At 70.5% G+C, this 15,921-nt stretch carries 14 protein-coding genes and 1 pseudogene; 11 read left to right on the top strand and 4 right to left on the bottom strand.

Translation table 11 applies throughout. From position 1 onward, the window contains the following. Window positions 1-15: 15 nt before the first annotated feature. Complete coding sequence (locus HNR07_RS06920) at window positions 16-981, bottom strand: exonuclease domain-containing protein (protein ID WP_184363405.1); 966 nt, start codon at window positions 979-981, stop codon at window positions 16-18. A 66-nt stretch (window positions 982-1,047) separates the two neighbouring features. Further along, window positions 1,048-2,742, bottom strand: a complete 1,695-nt coding sequence (locus HNR07_RS06915; RefSeq protein WP_184363403.1) for a serine/threonine-protein kinase — start codon at window positions 2,740-2,742, stop codon at window positions 1,048-1,050. 438 nt (window positions 2,743-3,180) lie between these two features. On the opposite strand from HNR07_RS06915, the gene HNR07_RS06910 reads away from it, so the two are divergent. The 8 genes from HNR07_RS06910 to HNR07_RS06875 all read left to right on the top strand — a co-directional run bounded on the left by HNR07_RS06910 (window position 3,181) and on the right by HNR07_RS06875 (window position 11,309). Beyond that, window positions 3,181-4,131: a metal ABC transporter substrate-binding protein gene (locus HNR07_RS06910; RefSeq protein WP_184363401.1), complete on the top strand. Its 951-nt coding sequence runs from the start codon at window positions 3,181-3,183 to the stop codon at window positions 4,129-4,131. Window positions 4,132-4,191: 60 nt separating this feature from the next. Continuing rightward, window positions 4,192-4,938, top strand: a complete 747-nt coding sequence (locus HNR07_RS06905) for a metal ABC transporter ATP-binding protein (RefSeq protein WP_184363399.1) — start codon at window positions 4,192-4,194, stop codon at window positions 4,936-4,938. Then, window positions 4,926-5,825, top strand: coding sequence for a metal ABC transporter permease (locus tag HNR07_RS06900; protein ID WP_184363398.1), 900 nt, complete (start codon window positions 4,926-4,928; stop codon window positions 5,823-5,825). The genes HNR07_RS06905 and HNR07_RS06900 overlap by 13 nt, the downstream gene beginning before the upstream one ends. A 104-nt stretch (window positions 5,826-5,929) precedes the next feature. Further along, window positions 5,930-6,355: a DNA-binding protein gene (locus tag HNR07_RS06895; protein ID WP_184363395.1), complete on the top strand. Its 426-nt coding sequence runs from the start codon at window positions 5,930-5,932 to the stop codon at window positions 6,353-6,355. Between the two features lie 338 nt (window positions 6,356-6,693). Beyond that, window positions 6,694-7,173: a hypothetical protein gene (locus HNR07_RS06890; protein ID WP_184363392.1), complete on the top strand. Its 480-nt coding sequence runs from the start codon at window positions 6,694-6,696 to the stop codon at window positions 7,171-7,173. Window positions 7,174-7,274: 101 nt separating this feature from the next. Next, window positions 7,275-7,427 (top strand): hypothetical protein, encoded by a 153-nt coding sequence (locus HNR07_RS06885; protein ID WP_184363389.1) that lies wholly within the window; start codon window positions 7,275-7,277, stop codon window positions 7,425-7,427. A 125-nt stretch (window positions 7,428-7,552) separates the two neighbouring features. Further along, window positions 7,553-9,526, top strand: coding sequence for a S9 family peptidase (locus tag HNR07_RS06880; protein ID WP_184363386.1), 1,974 nt, complete (start codon window positions 7,553-7,555; stop codon window positions 9,524-9,526). A gap of 280 nt (window positions 9,527-9,806) precedes the next feature. Continuing rightward, complete coding sequence (locus HNR07_RS06875; RefSeq protein WP_312893649.1) at window positions 9,807-11,309, top strand: hypothetical protein; 1,503 nt, start codon at window positions 9,807-9,809, stop codon at window positions 11,307-11,309. A 106-nt stretch (window positions 11,310-11,415) separates the two neighbouring features. On the opposite strand, the gene HNR07_RS06870 is transcribed toward HNR07_RS06875, so the two are convergent. Next, on the bottom strand, window positions 11,416-12,225 hold the full coding sequence (locus HNR07_RS06870; RefSeq protein ID WP_184363384.1) for a thioesterase family protein: 810 nt from the start codon (window positions 12,223-12,225) through the stop codon (window positions 11,416-11,418). Between the two features lie 271 nt (window positions 12,226-12,496). Between HNR07_RS06870 and HNR07_RS06865 the strand changes: the two are divergent. The 3 genes and pseudogenes from HNR07_RS06865 to HNR07_RS06855 form a co-directional block, all read left to right on the top strand. Continuing rightward, window positions 12,497-12,598, top strand: a pseudogene (locus HNR07_RS06865) (MerR family DNA-binding transcriptional regulator); the annotation flags it as partial. 694 nt (window positions 12,599-13,292) lie between these two features. Next, the gene (locus HNR07_RS06860) at window positions 13,293-14,648 is read left to right on the top strand and encodes a DUF2716 domain-containing protein (RefSeq protein ID WP_312893648.1); all 1,356 of its coding nucleotides are present in this window, start codon (window positions 13,293-13,295) and stop codon (window positions 14,646-14,648) included. 44 nt (window positions 14,649-14,692) lie between these two features. Further along, window positions 14,693-15,268: a GNAT family N-acetyltransferase gene (locus HNR07_RS06855; RefSeq protein WP_246420173.1), complete on the top strand. Its 576-nt coding sequence runs from the start codon at window positions 14,693-14,695 to the stop codon at window positions 15,266-15,268. Window positions 15,269-15,426: 158 nt separating this feature from the next. On the opposite strand, the gene HNR07_RS06850 is transcribed toward HNR07_RS06855, so the two are convergent. Continuing rightward, a complete protein-coding gene (locus HNR07_RS06850) occupies window positions 15,427-15,912 on the bottom strand; it encodes a hypothetical protein (protein WP_312893646.1) in 486 nt (161 codons plus the stop codon). Between the last annotated feature and the right edge of the window lie 9 nt (window positions 15,913-15,921).

Here is a 15,921-nt window from a genome sequence, read left to right as displayed (position 1 = left end):
GGATGAAGGAACCCGTCAGGCGGAGGCCATGCCCAGGCGGGCCACCAGTTCGGCCTCGGTGATGATGTCGATGCTCTGGCCCTTGGCGATGTAGGTCTCCGCCTGCTTGTGTTTGGAGGTCTTGCCGCCGTGGTCGCTGTCGCCCACGACCAGGACGTCCGTCTTCTTGGTGACGTTCTTGGCGGGTCGGCCCCCGGCTTCGGCGATGCGCTTCCACACCTCGGGCTTGTCCATCGCGCGCAGGTCACCCGAGACGCACACCGTGCGTCCGAAGAGCGGACCGGCCGGGTCGGCGTCGGGGGAGGGCTCGGGCAGCGGGGACTGGGCGGCGCGCTGCCAGCGCCCGTAGCGGTCCTGCGGGGCGGGGGCCGCCGGAGCCACGGGGGCGGCCACCGGGACGGCGACCGGCTGGATCGCCTCCAGGCGGCCCAGGCGCAGGCCCGCGGCGCGGGAGAGCTCGGGCAGTGAGCTGGTGCCGTAGCGGAGCATGGCCGCGATCATGATGTGCGCGGCAGCCTCGGCGTCGGCGTCGGCCCGGTGGTGCTGGGTGATCTGGTGGCCCAGGTGCGCGCACACCGTGGGCAGCCGGTGGTCGGGCAGGTCCCAGGTGCGGCGGGACAGTGCCAGGGTGCAGGCGTAGTCGAAGGCGGGCAGCGCCTGGCCGGTGTGGGCACAGGCCTGGCGCAGCGCACCCATGTCGAAGGGGGCGTTGTGCGCCACCAGCGCACCGCCCTGGACGAAGTCCACCACCTGCTCGCGCACCTTCTCCCAGGTGGGAGCCCCGGTGACATCGGCGGCGGTGATTCCGTGCACGGCGGTGTTGTGCCGGGAGAAGAAGGACACCGGCTCCGGCGGGCGGATGAGGGTGCTGAAACGGTCGACCACACGCCCTTCGCTCACCTTGACCAGACCGACGGCGCACACGCTGCCGCGGTCCTGGTTGGCGGTCTCGAAGTCGATCGCGGTCCAGGTGAGGGACACCCCGGCTACCTCCGTTGTGCTGGTGCGGAACGGGTCGAGCGTACCGGTGCGCTCACACCGCCGAGGTCAAAACGGGTCGAAGGAACCGATCGCGTGGTCGCGCCACCGCGCGTCACCGGCCCAGTGCTCCTCGCTGGAACTCCAGGCCAGCGTGTAGTAGTCGCCCGCGGTGACGGCGATGTTGCGCGCCAACAGGCGCCAGGTGCCCGCGCCCCGGTCCCAGCTGAACTCCCAGTCGGCGGCGGAGGCGAAGGAGGTCTGGTCGGTGACGTCCTCCAGCCGGATCCGCTGGTATCCGGGCAGCCGGTTCTCCGCGATGGAGTTGCTCTCCTGCTCCAACACGTGCGCGTACTCGTCGTCGGTGGAGTGCGGGGTGCGGTCGATCTGCAGGTAGGCGTTGCTGGTGGGGGAGTCGTAGTAGACGCTGGCGCCGTCGACGCGGCGGACCCAGCCGTCGGGGACCAGCATCGCGAACCCCTCGGGGTCCTCGGTCCAGGTCATGCCCTCGGCGACGGGTTGCTCGACCGCTTGCTCCTCCGGCCCCTGTTCCGAACCCTGCCCTGTGGCCTCCGGCCCGGGGGAGTGCTCCGGCCCGGGGGAGTGCTCAGGGGCGGGGGAGGTGTCCGCCTGGGTCTGCGGCCCCGCCTGATCGGTCTCCTCCCCTCCCTCGGCCCAGGGGTTGACGATGACGAGGGCGCCGGCCACCAGCAGGGCGGACAGCCCCAGGGTGAGTGCCACGAACGGCCATGAGAGGCGCAGGGGGCGCCACGGCTCGGTGTGGACGGCGGTGGCCCCGGCGATGGGGGCGAGCGGCGGACCGGCGGAGGCCGCCCCCGGAGGGACCGCTCCTGTCGGAGGATTCACCCCTGTCCGGAGGGGCGCTCCTGTTCGCGGGGGCGTTCTCCCCGGTGCGGTGGGCGGCAGGTGCGATCCGGTCGCCTGTCCGCCCCGGGCCGCCTCGCCCAGGAGTTCCCGACAGCCTCGGGCGTCCAGGCGCTGGAGCGGATCCTTCACGAGCATGCCGCTGATCGCCGCTCCCAGCGGCCCGGGCAGGCTCTGGGGCGGGTCGAGGCTGAGTACCGCGTGCAGGGTGGCCGGGACGCCCTCGCGCTGGAACGGGGACACTCCGGTCACCGCGTGGTACAGGGTGGCGCCCAGCGACCACAGGTCGCTGGCGGGGGTGGCCGGCTGGGAAGCGAGCCGTTCGGGGGCCACGTAGGCGGCCGAACCCATGACGCCGGCGGTCTGGGTGACCGCGGCGGTGTCGACGATGGTGGCGATCCCGAAGTCGGTCAGCACCACCCGCCCCGAACGGGTGACCATGACGTTCTCGGGTTTGACGTCGCGGTGGGTGATGCCCTGCTCGTGCGCGGTGGTGAGCGCGTCAAGTAGGTCCAGCCCCCAGGCCGCGGCCCGCTCGGCCGGGACCGGGCCCCGGTCGCGCATCAATCGGAGCAGGGAGTCCCCGTCGAGGAGTTCCATGACGATCCAGGGGCGGCCGTCGTCCTCGACGATGTCGTAGACCGTGACGATGTTGGGGTGCTGGCCCATCGCGGTGGCCTGCGCCTCGCGGCGGGCGCGGGCGGCCATCCGGTCGCGGTCCCCTTCGTCCATGCCCGGCCCCAGGAGGATCTCCTTGACCGCCACCGTGCGGTTGAGGTGCGTGTCGTGGGCATGCCAGACCCGGCCCATACCGCCGTGGCCCAGCTCGGCGTGGAGTTGGTAGCGCCCGCACAGGGTGCGCAGAGGTTCGACCTCCATGGACGTCCTCCGAGGAGAGGGCCGCACCGGACCGCGGTACAGCGATGCCGGTCACCGTGCGCGGGAAACCGTGCACAGGCCGGGGCACTCATTCTAGGAAGGGGAGGGTTGGAGCGGACAAAGAACAGGTCAGGAGCCAGATGACCCGGTGGACCGAAGGCGCGGGAAGCGAATCCGGCGGGGGTGGTGGGAGCGGCGCCGGATCGAGCGGGGTCCCAGGCCGGCGCGTGCCCCAGAGGGAGTCCTCCGCCGGACCCGCATCTCGCCCCGGGTGCCGGGCATCATGCGAGGACACCGTGGCGCCGAGGCACTCCCGGCGCTGGTCGCGCTCACGGGCGTCCCAGGCCCGGCCGCCGGAGGTGGGAACGCGGGCGCCGACCGGCCTCCGCGCAAGTACTCCAATGCGCAGTTTGGCCCTCTTGTGGTAAAAAGTTAGGCGTGCCGAACTTTATAGATGGGTCCTCTTCAAACACCTGGCCGAAGGTGATCCCGGCTCTCGCCCTCACCCTCGCTCTCAGCGCCTGCTCCACCTCGGCCGGACAGACCCGCGACGACGCCGACCGTGACTCCGACCGCCTCCTCGTCCTGACCACGTTCACCGTCATCGCCGACATGGCCGAGAACGTGGCCGCCGACCGCGTGGACGTCGCCTCCCTCACCAGGCCCGGCGCCGAGATCCACGGCTACGAGCCCACCCCCGACGACCTCGTCCGCGGCCAGGGCGCCGACCTCATCCTGGAGAACGGCCTGGGCCTGGAGGCCTGGTTCCAGCAGTTCACCGACCGCGTGGACGCCCACACCGCCGTCCTGACCGAGGGCATCGACACCATTCCCGTGGCCTCGGGCGGCTACGAGGGCGCACCCAACCCGCACGCCTGGATGTCCCCCGACAACGCCCTGGTCTACGTGGACAACATCCGCGACGCCCTCACCGAACTCGACCCCGAGGGCGAGGCCGAGTTCGCCGAGGCAGCCGAGGCCTACAAGGAGGAGATCACCGAGGTCGGCGCCTACCTGGAGGCCGAACTCGCCGAGGTCCCCGAGCCCGCCCGCGCCCTGGTCACCTGTGAGGGCGCCTTCTCCTACCTGGCCCGCGACGCCGGGCTGACCGAGCAGTACCTGTGGCCGGTCAACGCCGAGCGCGAGGGCACACCCCAGCAGATCGCCGCGGTCTCCGAGTTCGTCCGCGACAACGACGTACCCGCCGTGTTCTGCGAGAGCACCGTCAACGACAGCGCCCAGCGGTCGGTGATCCGTGAGACCGGCGCCGCCATGGGCGAGACCCTCTACGTCGACTCCCTCTCCGAACCCGACGGCCCCGTGCCCACCTACCTGGACCTGCTCCGCCACGACGCGGAGGCCATCGTCGCCGGACTGACCGGCGCGTGAGGACCACCGGCATGACACAGGACAGCGCGTGAGGGCGCCCGACAGGAAGGGGGACCTGGCATGACAGCGGCCATCGAGGTCACCGGAGCCACCGTCCGCTACGGCGACGTGCTCGCCCTGGACGACGTCCACCTTTCCCTGGAACCCGGGCGCGTGTGCGGACTGCTCGGCATGAACGGCTCGGGCAAGTCCACCCTGTTCAAGACCGTGCTCGGCCTGGTCCCCGTCGACCGCGGCCAGGTCCGGATCCTGGGCATGCCCAACACCGCCGCCCGCCGCAAGGGGCTGGTCGGCTACGTACCCCAGTCCGAACAGGTCGACTGGGCCTTCCCCGTGCGCGTGCGCGACGTGGTCATGATGGGCCGCTACGGGCACATGGGGCGCAGACGCCGCCCCCGCCCCGCCGACCGCGAGGCCGTCGAGCACGCCCTGACGCGCACCGACCTCACCGAACTGGCCGACCGGCAGATCGGCGCGCTCTCCGGCGGCCAGCGCAAACGCGCCTTCGTGGCGCGCGCCATCGCCCAGGACGCCGACGTGCTCCTGCTGGACGAGCCCTTCGCGGGCGTGGACAAACGCTCCGAGGCCACCATCACCGATCTGCTCCTGCAACTGCGTCAGGCCGGGCACACCCTGCTGGTGTCCACCCACGACCTGGCCCAGGTGCCCAAGCTGTGCGACGAGGCCGTGCTGCTGCAGCGCCGGGTGATCGCGCAAGGCGCACCCGAGGAGGTGCTGGAACCAGACGTGCTCCTGGAGGCGTTCGGTATCCACCCCAGTGAGGAAGGACGCTCGTGGACAGCCTGATCGCGCTCGTCGAGTGGTTCACCGTGCCCATGCAGTTCGAGTTCGTCCAGCGCGCGCTCCTGGTGAGTGTGGTCGCGGGCGTGGTCTGCGCGGTGCTCTCCTGCTGGATGACCCTGGTGGGCTGGTCGCTGATGGGTGACGCGGTCTCGCACGCGGTCCTGCCCGGCGTGGTGCTCTCCTACATGTTCGGGCTGCCCTTCGCCCTGGGCGCCCTGGTGTTCGGCGCCGGTTCGGTGGCGCTGATCGGCGTGGTCAACCGCACCTCCAGGGTCAAGGAGGACGCGGTGATCGGCGTGGTCTTCACCGCCATGTTCGCCCTGGGCCTGGTGATGGTCTCGCGGGTGCCCAGCCAGACCGACCTCAGCCACATCCTGTTCGGCAACGTCCTGGGGGTCTCCGACTCCGACATCCTCCAGGTGCTGATCCTGGCCGCCGTGGTGCTGGTGGTGGTCTGGTACAAGCACCGCGACCTGACCATGTACGCCTTCGACCCGGTCCACGCCCACGCCATCGGCGTCAACCCGCGCCTGCTGGAGACCCTGCTGCTGGGTCTGCTGTCGGTGACGGTGGTGGTGGCGCTGCAGGCCGTGGGCATCATCCTGGTCGTGGCCATGGTGATCATCCCGGGTGCCACCGCCTACCTGCTCACCGACCGCTTCGAGCGGATGCTGATGATCTCCGCGGCGGTCGCCTTCTTCGCCGCGGTGGCGGGGGTGTTCACCAGCTTCCACCTGAACGTGTCCACCGGTGGCTGCATCGTGCTGGCCCAGGCGTTCGCGTTCACCCTGGCCTACCTGTTCTCGCCCCGCCAGGGCGTGCTCTGGAAGGGGCGTGCCGTCCGGGCCTTCAGGGCCCGCGGGAGTCGCGGGACCCGCGCCATCGGCTGAGGTCGCGGCCCGCGCTCGCCCGGGAAAGGGCACACTCCAGTGTTTGAATGACTTGTTTGCTTTAATTTGTTGACAACACAGAGTTGGGAATGCACGGTGGGGTCATGACGCAGACACACAATCCCTTCACCCGGCCCGACCCCGAGAAGGCCCGGCGCCAGCGCGCTCACGAGGCCCTCTTCCGCATCACCGAGCGCCACGCCACCGGCCAGGCCCGCACCCGATGGGCGGAACGGCGCATGCCGATGCCCCCGCACGAGGCGATCGCCCGCGTCTGCGACCTGGCCGCGGGCAGCGCCCTGCCCGACGAGGGGGCGCCCGACGTCGACCAGGGCGACCTGACCGCGGCACTGACCCTGGTGCCGTGGGCCCGCGCGGAGTTCGACCAGATGGAGGCGGGTCTGCTCACCATGGCCAAGGGCCGCGGTATGACCTGGCAGGAACTCGCCTTCGGCCTGGGCCTGGGCACCGCCCAGGCCGCCCGCCAGCGCCACGAACGCCTGGTCAAACGCACCGGCGACGAAAGCTGACCCTGGCCCGAAGCCGATTGGGGAGAGCGGCGCCCACCGGGGCGGAGCAAGCCAGGGCCGGTGGGATCAGGGGACTTTGGGTACCGCCCGAAGACCGCCACCCCGGCGTCAGGAAGCAGGCGCAGCCAGGAACGCTGGGAGATCGACGAGCCGTCACGCCCCGAAACCCGCCGCGCCTGCCCAGCCGTGCGGCGCCCAACTCAAGCACCACTCCGCGGCGTCCAAGCCCCAGTGGTCCGCCACCCTGCCGTGAGGCTCGCGCATCGCGGCGACGGCCCGTGTGGCTGGCACCCGGGTCCCCTTCCCCACACCTGAGCACAGGGTGCCAGCATGGTCATATGGCCGATCTGCCCTGGGATGACGTGAAGGACCTGTTCGACCCGCGCACCATGGGCTCGTTGCCGGACCTGCGGGTCCCCGGCACCGCGGTGAACGACTGGCAGACTCTCCTTCACCTGGTCGTCGAGCGCGGGTGGAGGCACCGGTACTCCGAAGGTGATGTCGTGGCGCCCCTGCCACAGGCACAGGACGTGCTGTCCCGCCCTGCTGGCGCCGAGTGCCCCGAGTTACGGGTGTGGCCGAGTGAGAAGGTGCTCGCGATCTTCCGCTTCTACGCTCCGGAGGAGATCGACTTCGATGTGGACCTGCGTGAACTCCAGGGACAGGAGCGGCTGGACGTCCTGTGCGGCTTCCTCGCAGAGATCGGGCGACGCCTGGGCAAACCTGTCCTGATGGATCCCGAAGGCGACTACGGTCATCCGGTCCTGGCGTTCGACGTTCGCGCCGACCGCGTCATCCGCCTGGCCGAATCGCAGTGACCGGGCCGTCCTGTTGACCTCCTCCTCGTGAACGAGAAGGATTTCCACCTGAGACGCCCCCGCACGAGCTCATCCGGCAGCATCCCGCCATCGTCGGCGTGTTGGCCGGGCACGCCCGCACCGGAGCGGCGGGCCAGCTCGCCGGACGCCCCGTGTTCCTGGTCCCCGGCCTCACCTCCAGGCTGAACATGACCTGGGAGAGCGCGACCGGCCTCACCCGACCCCAGCCCCCGGGCGTGGCCTTCCGCGTCTGACCGAGGACGCCTCCCTGACCACCCGCTTCCGCACGGTGCCCTGAGCCACTCGTAGTCGCCCCGCGCCCGTCTGTAGGCTGCCCGGCAGCTGGCGCAGGGTGCGTCATCGGATCGAAAGGGACTTCATGAGTGTCGCCCCAGCCCGGATCACGGCCGAGGCAGTGGTCGACGGGGTTATGCCCCTGGACCCGGTGGTCTCCCCGGACGGGCGCTGGGTCGCCTACGCCGCCACCGCGCTGAGCGGTGACGGCCCCCGGCCGACAAGCACCCTCTGGGTGACCGCCGCGGACGGAACCAGCCCACCGAGACAGCTGTCCGACGGAGCCTGCCGGGAGCACCGGCCGCGCTGGGCCGCGGACTCACGACGGCTGTACTTCCTCTCCGACCGGGCCGAGGCTGGCGAGTCGGGTTCGGTCGCCGAAGACAGCACAGCCCAGCTGCACCAGATCAACGCCGACGGCTCCGGACACCGGGTACTGACCGGTGTCGAAGGCGGGGTGGTGGATCACCTGCCGCTGACTGGTCAGGCGCTGGTGGCGGTGGTGATCTCCGATCCCGATCACCGGGGCAGCGCTCCGCGGGTGTGGGGAGGGCCCGAACCCCGCGACCGGATGGCCTTGCTCGACACGGGCACCGCCTCCCGGCCCGCCGACCAGCCGATCCCGATCACCGGCCTGGGTGAGCGCCACGTCCAGGAGATATCCGCACGCCCCGACGGCCTGGTGCTGGCGGTGATCACCCGGCCGAGCCCGCACCTGGACCCGGTCCACCCCCGCTGGGAGCTGCACCTGGTGGACACCGGCACCGGAAAGGTCCAGGACTTGGGCGCTCTCGGCTGGGACGCCCACTCACCCGCCTGGTGGCATGACCGCCAGCGCTGGCACCTGTCCTACCTGGCGATGCAACCGGGCCCGGACGGCGGCCAGGCCGTCTTCGACCTGATACCCGGCAGCGGGCAGGCGGCCCCCGCCGATCTCACCGAGGGCCTGGACCGTTGTCCCCTCGAACTCGCCCAGGTGGCGCAGGGCCCGCCGCTGGCGCTGTTCGCGCACGGACTCGACACCGAGATCCACCGTTTGGACCCCCGCACCCGAAGCTTCACCCGGCTCGCCACGTCCCCGGGCCTCCTTGAGTCCCTGACCTCGGGCCACACCGGAGCCCGCGTCGCGGTTCAGGCCGCCAACGCCACCCACCCCAGGGAGGTGTACTCCGCGGACGTCGGGGACCCCGCCTGCCCGCTCACCCGGTTGACCCGGCTGCGCCCCGAACTCGAACGCTTCGACTGGGGTGCTCGGGAACGCCTCTCCTACCGGGCCCGGGACGGCCTCACCCTCGACGGGCTCCTGGTGACCCCGATAGGAGCAACGCCCGAAGACGGCCCCTTCCCCCTGGTCACCTGGGTGCACGGGGGACCCTACGGCCGCTACATGGACCAGTTCACCCTCGACCCGCACGCGCCCGCCCAGTGGCTGGCCCACTCGGGGTACGCGGTGTTCCTGCCCAATCCGCGCGGTGGTGAGGGGCACGGTCAGGCATTCGCCGAGCAGGTGGTGGGCGCGCTCGGGGCGGGGGAGTGGGACGATATCTCCGACGGCATCGACCTGCTGGTCGAGCGCGGCGTGGCCGACCCCGACCGGCTCGGGATCGGCGGGTGGAGCCACGGCGGAACCATGGCGGCCTGGGCGGTGGGGCACACCGATCGGTTCCGCGCGGCCGTCGTGGGCGCGGGCGTCACCGACTGGGGCATGTTGGCGGCCACCGGCGAGTACGGCGCCAGCGAGGCGGGGCTCAGCGGGAGCGTCGGTTGGGAGGGCCCGGGGCCGCACCCGCACGACGCGGTCAGCCCGATCTCCTTCGCTTCGCGTATGTCCACACCGGTGCTGATCGTGCACGGTGAGTCGGACACCAACGTTCCCCTGAGCCAGGCGGTGTACCTGCACCGGGCTCTGCGCCACTACGGCGTGGAGCAGGAGTTCGTGGTCTACCCGGGCGCCGGGCACGGCTTGGCCCGCCGCGACCACCAGATCGACCTGCTCGAACGTACCCGCGCCTGGTTCGGCCGCTGGCTGGGGAGCGGCCAGTGGGCGAGTGAGCGCTGAGAACCGCTTCCGGTTCCGCGCCCCTCGGCTTCTTCCGAAGCTCCGTGCTGTTGATTCCTCCGGGCGGATGGAGCGTGCTGCTCAGATGATGTGGTGCCGTAGGGCGAATCCGATGCGTACTACTTTTCGGACTTAAAGGGCTAGTGCGACTTTTTGGCCCTGTGGGTTGTTTTTCTCGTGTGCGTATTCGAGAGAAAGCCCGGCGAACTCTTGTTCGTATCGCTAGTTTGGATCGCGACAAGAAAAACCCGACCCGGTGTTGACAGCACCTGGTCGGGTTGTGGCCGACGCCTGCACAAACAGGTTTGTCGACTCTGCCACCTCCCTGCACTCACCAGGAAAGCGACTCGTCATGGAGTCTAACGCCTCGACCCCCTCCAGCGCAGCCGAAACCCCGAATCCGGCCGGGTTCTCGGCGCCCCGCAAGCGCCCCAAGGGCGCACTCAAGGGCATCGGGTTCATTCTGGCCATCTGGGTCCATCAGGTCTTCAGCAAGGGCCTGTTGACCAAGCCTCGTTCGGTTTTGGCCCTGATGGCCATCGCCGATGCGGTGGACTCCGACGGGCGCTGGTGCTACTTCCGGTTGGAGAGCCTGGCCAAGAGTATGGGCTGGCTCCTCAGTATCAGCAGCCTCAAGCGCGCCATCGACGACCTGGTCGAGGCGGGCATCGTGCGCAAGCTGACCCGCTCGGAGACCATCGGGTTCTTCGCCGAGGACATCGATCAGGGCCGCTCCGCCTATCAGTTGCCGTGCGTGTTGGAGCTGCTCGTTCCGGCTCAGGACTATCCCGAGCCGGTGTTGGCCGACATCAACGCCTGCCGTGCGCAGCTGGGGGAGGAGCCCCTCACCGTGCACAACCGGCCCCCGTTGAAGCGCCGCCCGACCCCAGTTCACGTTGAACCCGCCCCCAGGTCAGATCGACCTACAGACTGTTTCCCTGGGGACTGTTCTGAGAGCGAGGTGGATAGTTCCGTCCGTGACACCTCAAGTACAGGAGAGCAAAACCGGCAAAAGCTACGGAGCGGAATCTTTAGCCTCATCAATCGCATACCCAACTCATTCCTGGCCTCCCCGGAGGCAGACCGGAACCTGTTGGCACTGGCGGTGGAGAAACTCCTGCGCCAAGGGCTGAGCGAAACCGACGTGCGCGCTTTGTTCGCGGGGATGGACCGGGTGCGCCGGCCATTCCCGGTGCTCATGCTGCGACTGCGTAACCTGAAGTGCGCCCTGGACTTCCTGAACGGCTCGCTGGGTCGAGGCATCCACATATCGCCCCCGCGGACAGCCCCGTGGCCCGACCCGTCGGACGGGGGCGAGGCATCCGCCCCGCCCGAGGGCTTCCGGACGGACAGTCTCGGGCAGGCCACCGGCACCTGCCCCGAGCACGAGAACACGCGCAACATCCCCGGTGGCAACTGCAGGATCTGCGGTGAGCTGTGCCGCTCGGAGCCCGGCCAGGTCATGGAGCGGCCCGACACGGAAGCCGGTACACCAGCCCAGGGCGGCCCCGAGAGCGCGCCTGCACCGGAGCCATCCGATCCCCCTCCTGGCCTGGAAGAGAACCTGAACCCGAAGCTGCGGGCGCGGATACTCGACTCTCTCAACGGTGACGACCGCGCACCCGACGCCGAACCGGAGTCGAAGAGCGAGGTCCGGCCCGCCCACGGCTCGGGGGTCTCACCCAGAACCCGGGCGCTCCTCGACCAGTTGCACGAGCGACTCAAGCGCCCCCGGCGACCCAACGGCACAGACCAGAAGCATCATTCGCCGTCATTCGGGTGAACAGAGGACCTCTCGTCGACTACCCCGGACCGGGACGGAAAAAGCGCGACGGGCCGCGACCCGCTGGGAGCCGCGACCCGGAGAGGGTGCGATGGAACCGAACAGGTCAGAGCAGCATGGCCAGCTGGCGGGCCTGGGCGACCAGGGTGCCCTGGCTGTCCCAGATCTCCATGTCCTCCTCGTGGAGGCTGTTGGAGACGTGCTTGGTGAAGACCCGGCATGCCAGCCAGCCGGGGGCGGGCCTGGCGCGGACGTGGGTGGTCAGCTCCACCGTGATGGTGCTGAACTCGCCGATCTCCAGGACCGCCGGGACGGCGAAGTCCACCATGGCGGGCAGGGAGTGCACGTCGGCGTCGCGGCCGTCGGCGAAGCGCATCCAGAAGTCGGTCTGGGGGCGACCGTCCTTGTGGCCGTCCAGCCATCCGGGACGCTGGGGGTAGCGGTACTCGATGCGGTGGGCGATGGTCACGCCCTCCGGCCTTCCGGCGAACTCCGGGGGCACGTGGCAGTCCTCGGGGGCGGGCAGCTCCGGCGGGCCCTCCAGGTGCAGCTCCCGACCTTCGGTGGTGAGGTCGCCGTAGGTGGCGGTGGCGCGCACGATCTCCTTGCCGCCCTGTTCCATCACGACGGCGCCGGTGGCTGTGCGGCGGCCCTCGCGGATGGTCTCGGTGCGCAGCAGCGCCTGGCCGGGGGCGGCGGGGCGCAGGTAGAAGGCGGAGACCACGAGCGGGTCGGGCTGGGTGAGGGTCTGGCCCAGGGCGTTGAGCGCCGCCCCCAGGACGTAACCGCCGTTGGGGTGCGAGGTGAACGTGGTCCAGCCGTCGGTGAGGGTGGCTGTGAACTCGCCGTCGGCTCGCTTCTCGACCCGGGTGTCCTGGTCGAACTCGTAGCCCTCGGCGGGGTGGTCAAGGCTCATACAGTCATGTTACTGACCAGTAGACACGTCGGCTACCGCAAAACAGAATCTCATTCGGTTTTGTGAGCGCGAACACACGCCGCCCCGGCCACCGGAACCTCCCGAACCTCCGCTTGACTCTGACGCGACGTCAGGGGCTAGCGTCGTCAGCGCGACACCGAGACCGTCCCCCACGACGGGCCCGCAACCCGGCACCAGACCCGCATCCGAATCCGCCTCCGCGACCGAACCGTCCGACAAACGGGCCACCGACAAGAACGAAGGACCAACCGTGGGCCACACCGTCGGCGAGAGCGCGCGGCTCACCGGACAGACCGTGCGCACCCTGCACCACTACGACCGCATCGGGCTCCTCGTCCCGGCCGAACGCACACCCTGAGGGACAAGGGCTCCGGTAGCACGCGCGGTCCTCAACAGTGGAAGGGGCGGCAGAGCAGCCGGGAGTCCGTGGTCAGTCCCACCAGAAGATCCCATCACCCGCCGGCCGGCTGCTCGGCGTCGACCTCCAACGGGTGGTCAGCGTCGCGCTGCCAGGCGTTGTCCGGGCAGGACGCGAAGTGCTCTGCCGCCACCCGCGAAGCCCCCGGACCTGCTGGCGGGCAGCACACTGCTCCGGGGGCGGCTGTCGTCCTCGTCGGCCACGCTGTACTGACGCCACCAGCCAGTGAGCGCCCCCGGGGGGGGGGCGTGCTGCGCAAGGGGACCCATCCCTTCGAGCACGAGCTCACCCGGCTCCCAGGGGCACAGCCCTTCCCCGGAGGCGACCGTCCGCCCGGGGCAGAAGTTGCGTGTCCAGCTGGTCCTGGGGATTCCTCGGGGCTTCCTCCGCCGGTGTGGATACGGGCTGCCTGCGCCCCCTGAGACCACGCGGCCGAGGTTACGGACCACCCCTGACAATCGGACACCGCCGCACCGGCTTCCGGCCCCGATCCACCCCACCGGGTTGCACCCGAGGGGCACCCGCCCTGACACAATGAGGCGCCGCCACTCCCTCCCGGCGGCCGCTGTACAACACCCCCTTTTTCCGCCCCTCGGCCCTGTCCTCAACAGATCCGAGGTGCCCAGCCGTGCCCTGCCCTCTCGACCCTCTCCTGGCTGCCACCATGCACGTCCTCCGCCATGCCTACGACACCTACCTGCGCGGTCATCTGCCGGTCCCGCCCAAGGCCGGAGCGGTTCACCTCCAGGATCCGTACCTGACCAGTGCCCGCCTGGTCCGCTCCCACTTCGGCACCCACGGCAGTGTCGACCACGGCCCCCTGCCCCCGGAGACGGACCTGTCCGCCCTGGTAGCACGCCAACAGGAACGGTTCGAGGCGCACACCGAACCCGCCCGCTGGCCGGTGCACGCCCACGACCCGCCCGCGCTGGCCCCCGCCCTGCACGCGGCCGGGTTCGTCCCCGGGCCGGAGCGCTCCGTCCTGGTGGCCGAACTCGCCGACATCCCCTCTGCTCATCTCGCCGCCGAAGAGCGCTTGCGGGAGAACGACCGGGTCACCAGCAGCGCTGTCCGCCAGCTGGCCACGGCCTCCGGGCCGCACCGGCGCTCTCTGGTCGAGCACGAGTCCGACGGAACCACCTTCGAACACCGCACCCTGGCCCTCGTGCACCGGGCACAGGTGCGCGCGGCCAGCTGGGCCGTCCTGCGGACCGGAACCCCGTTCGTCGTCCTGGAGGGGATGACCGCACCCCGCCCAACGTTCCTCTGGGAGTGGGCCCACCGAGCGGGAACGGTCCGCCCCAAGTCCGGATGGTGGGTGTGGGACCAGGCCCAGGCCCGCCTCATGGCCGCCGAGGTCGACCCCCAGGCCCAACCCGACCTATACGAGATGCTCCTGGACTCGGGCTTCCACGAGATCACCACCGTGCGCACCCACACATGGGAGCCGTCCGGCGCCCCCGCCACAAGCCGCCCCGTCACCGAGCTCTTCGACGGCCCCGAGCACGACGACATCTGGGACCGGTTCACGTCGCGCTTCTTCTTCGCCCCCAGCACCACGCTCTTCCCCGGCATCGTCGAACCCGCCGCCTCGGTGACCTGGTCGCTCCACCGCGCCGACGAGGACCCCGAGCACCGGACCGAACTGGACCGGACGGTACGACAAGGCCTGGCCGCGAGCGTCCCGGAGGGGGAGTCCCTGTACACCCTGGACTGGCAGCACATCGGCCACCGCTACGACCCGCGCCGGGTCGGCGGCCCCGAGCAACCGCGCAACCCGGCGTTCGCCTTTCCCAACGGCGACTACTACATCAACCTCACCAAGGACCTGCGCCTGGGTACCTTCGGCCACCCCTGGGAGGAGGGACCGCACGGTCAGGGAACCCTGTGCGTGTTCGGCACAGAGCTGCTGGCCCGAGTCGAGGACCGTCTCACCCGGCTGCTGGGCCCTCCGATCCGCAGGTCCGGCCGTCCGGTGCGCTGACAAAAGCGGTTGCCCCGCCCATGGGCGGCTGGGATGGTCGGCCCATGCCCGATACCCGTGCCCGCGCCCTGGCCCTGTGGGAACACTTCGCCACCACCCGGGCCGAGGGGGCGCTGACCGTGGCGGTCGCCCCGGATTCCCGCCTGTGCCCGCCGGGCTGGTGCGGCATCGTCCGCCTGGACGGCACCACCCTGGCCACGGCGCCCACCACCGGACAGGCGAACCTCCTGCGCGCCGCGCTGGCCGGTGTCGAGGCGGCCGAACACACCAGTCCCCGGGCGCTGAAGGCAGCGCTCCCGATCACCGGCGCCCTGGGCCCGGCGACACTGGCCTACCTGACCGAAACCGACTTCCACCCCGTGCCCGCATCGGACGCGACCCGCCTACCAGCTGAGAGCGCCGCCGCCGAAGCGCTGTTGCGGAAGGCAGGCCCGGAGGAAGCCGAAGAGAGCGGCTTGGCCGGGCTGAGCATCCCCTTGTTCACGCTCACCGAGGGCAGCGAGGCCATCGCTGCCGCCGGCTACGAGGTCCTACCCGGGAACGTCGCCCACCTGAGCGTGCTCACCGCTCCCACGCACCGGGGTCGGGGCCTGGCAAAAAGGTCTCCTCCGCCGCCGTGAGCGACGCTCTCGCCCGGAACCTCCTACCCCAGTGGCGCGCCCGCCCAGAGGAGTCCCGCAGGGTTGCGCTAACCCTGGGGTTCAGGGAGCTGGGTTCTCAGCTGAGCCTCCACCTGAATTGAGCGGGTCGCGCGCCGGGGCCAGCGCTCCACCTCCGCTCAGCTCTTGCGGCGGCGGTCACCGTAGTCGTGCTGGGTGCCGATCACGTCGCCCTTGGCCTTGATGCCGCGCATGTCGATGTGGTCGCCCTCGTACTTGGTCTCGTGCTGGTGCACCCCGCCGTGGATGTTGCCTCCCTGAATCAGGATTCCGTGCACGTCACGGGCGATGTTCGTGACGTTCTGGGTTCCGCGCTCCGGGGCCACCCCGTCGAGGATCGCGCGCAGTTCGGCGGCGGCCCCGGGGTCCTCGCGCAGAAGGCGGCGCAGCTGGGTCTTCCAGTTCCGCTCGACCTCTTCGGCTGACAGGGCGTCCGCGCCGTCCGCGGTCAGCTCACGACGGGACTCCTCCAGTTCCTCCAGAGCCTTCTGCTTCTTGACCTCGTTGCCCTGGAAGACCTGGGTGATCCACCCCCGGACCACCGTCCAGCTTCCCTTGGCCACCTCCTGGGTCAGGGTCTTGGCAGCTTCCTCGACCAGATCCACCGAACCGTC

Origin of the sequence: Nocardiopsis metallicus (assembly GCF_014201115.1) — a bacterium.
GTDB lineage: Bacteria > Actinomycetota > Actinomycetes > Streptosporangiales > Streptosporangiaceae > Nocardiopsis > Nocardiopsis metallicus.
The sequence above is the reverse complement of the archived record's forward strand: the minus strand, read 5'-3'. Positions and strand labels throughout refer to the sequence as shown.

Coding starts and splice junctions, on each gene's coding strand:
- HNR07_RS06905 (WP_184363399.1), top strand. CDS start 4,192: ATGACAGCGGCCATCGAGGTCACCGGAGCCACCGTCCGCTACGGCGAC.
- HNR07_RS06855 (WP_246420173.1), top strand. CDS start 14,693: ATGCCCGATACCCGTGCCCGCGCCCTGGCCCTGTGGGAACACTTCGCC.
- HNR07_RS06895 (WP_184363395.1), top strand. CDS start 5,930: ATGACGCAGACACACAATCCCTTCACCCGGCCCGACCCCGAGAAGGCC.
- HNR07_RS06880 (WP_184363386.1), top strand. CDS start 7,553: ATGAGTGTCGCCCCAGCCCGGATCACGGCCGAGGCAGTGGTCGACGGG.
- HNR07_RS06870 (WP_184363384.1), bottom strand. CDS start 12,225: ATGAGCCTTGACCACCCCGCCGAGGGCTACGAGTTCGACCAGGACACC.
- HNR07_RS06915 (WP_184363403.1), bottom strand. CDS start 2,742: ATGGAGGTCGAACCTCTGCGCACCCTGTGCGGGCGCTACCAACTCCAC.
- HNR07_RS06890 (WP_184363392.1), top strand. CDS start 6,694: ATGGCCGATCTGCCCTGGGATGACGTGAAGGACCTGTTCGACCCGCGC.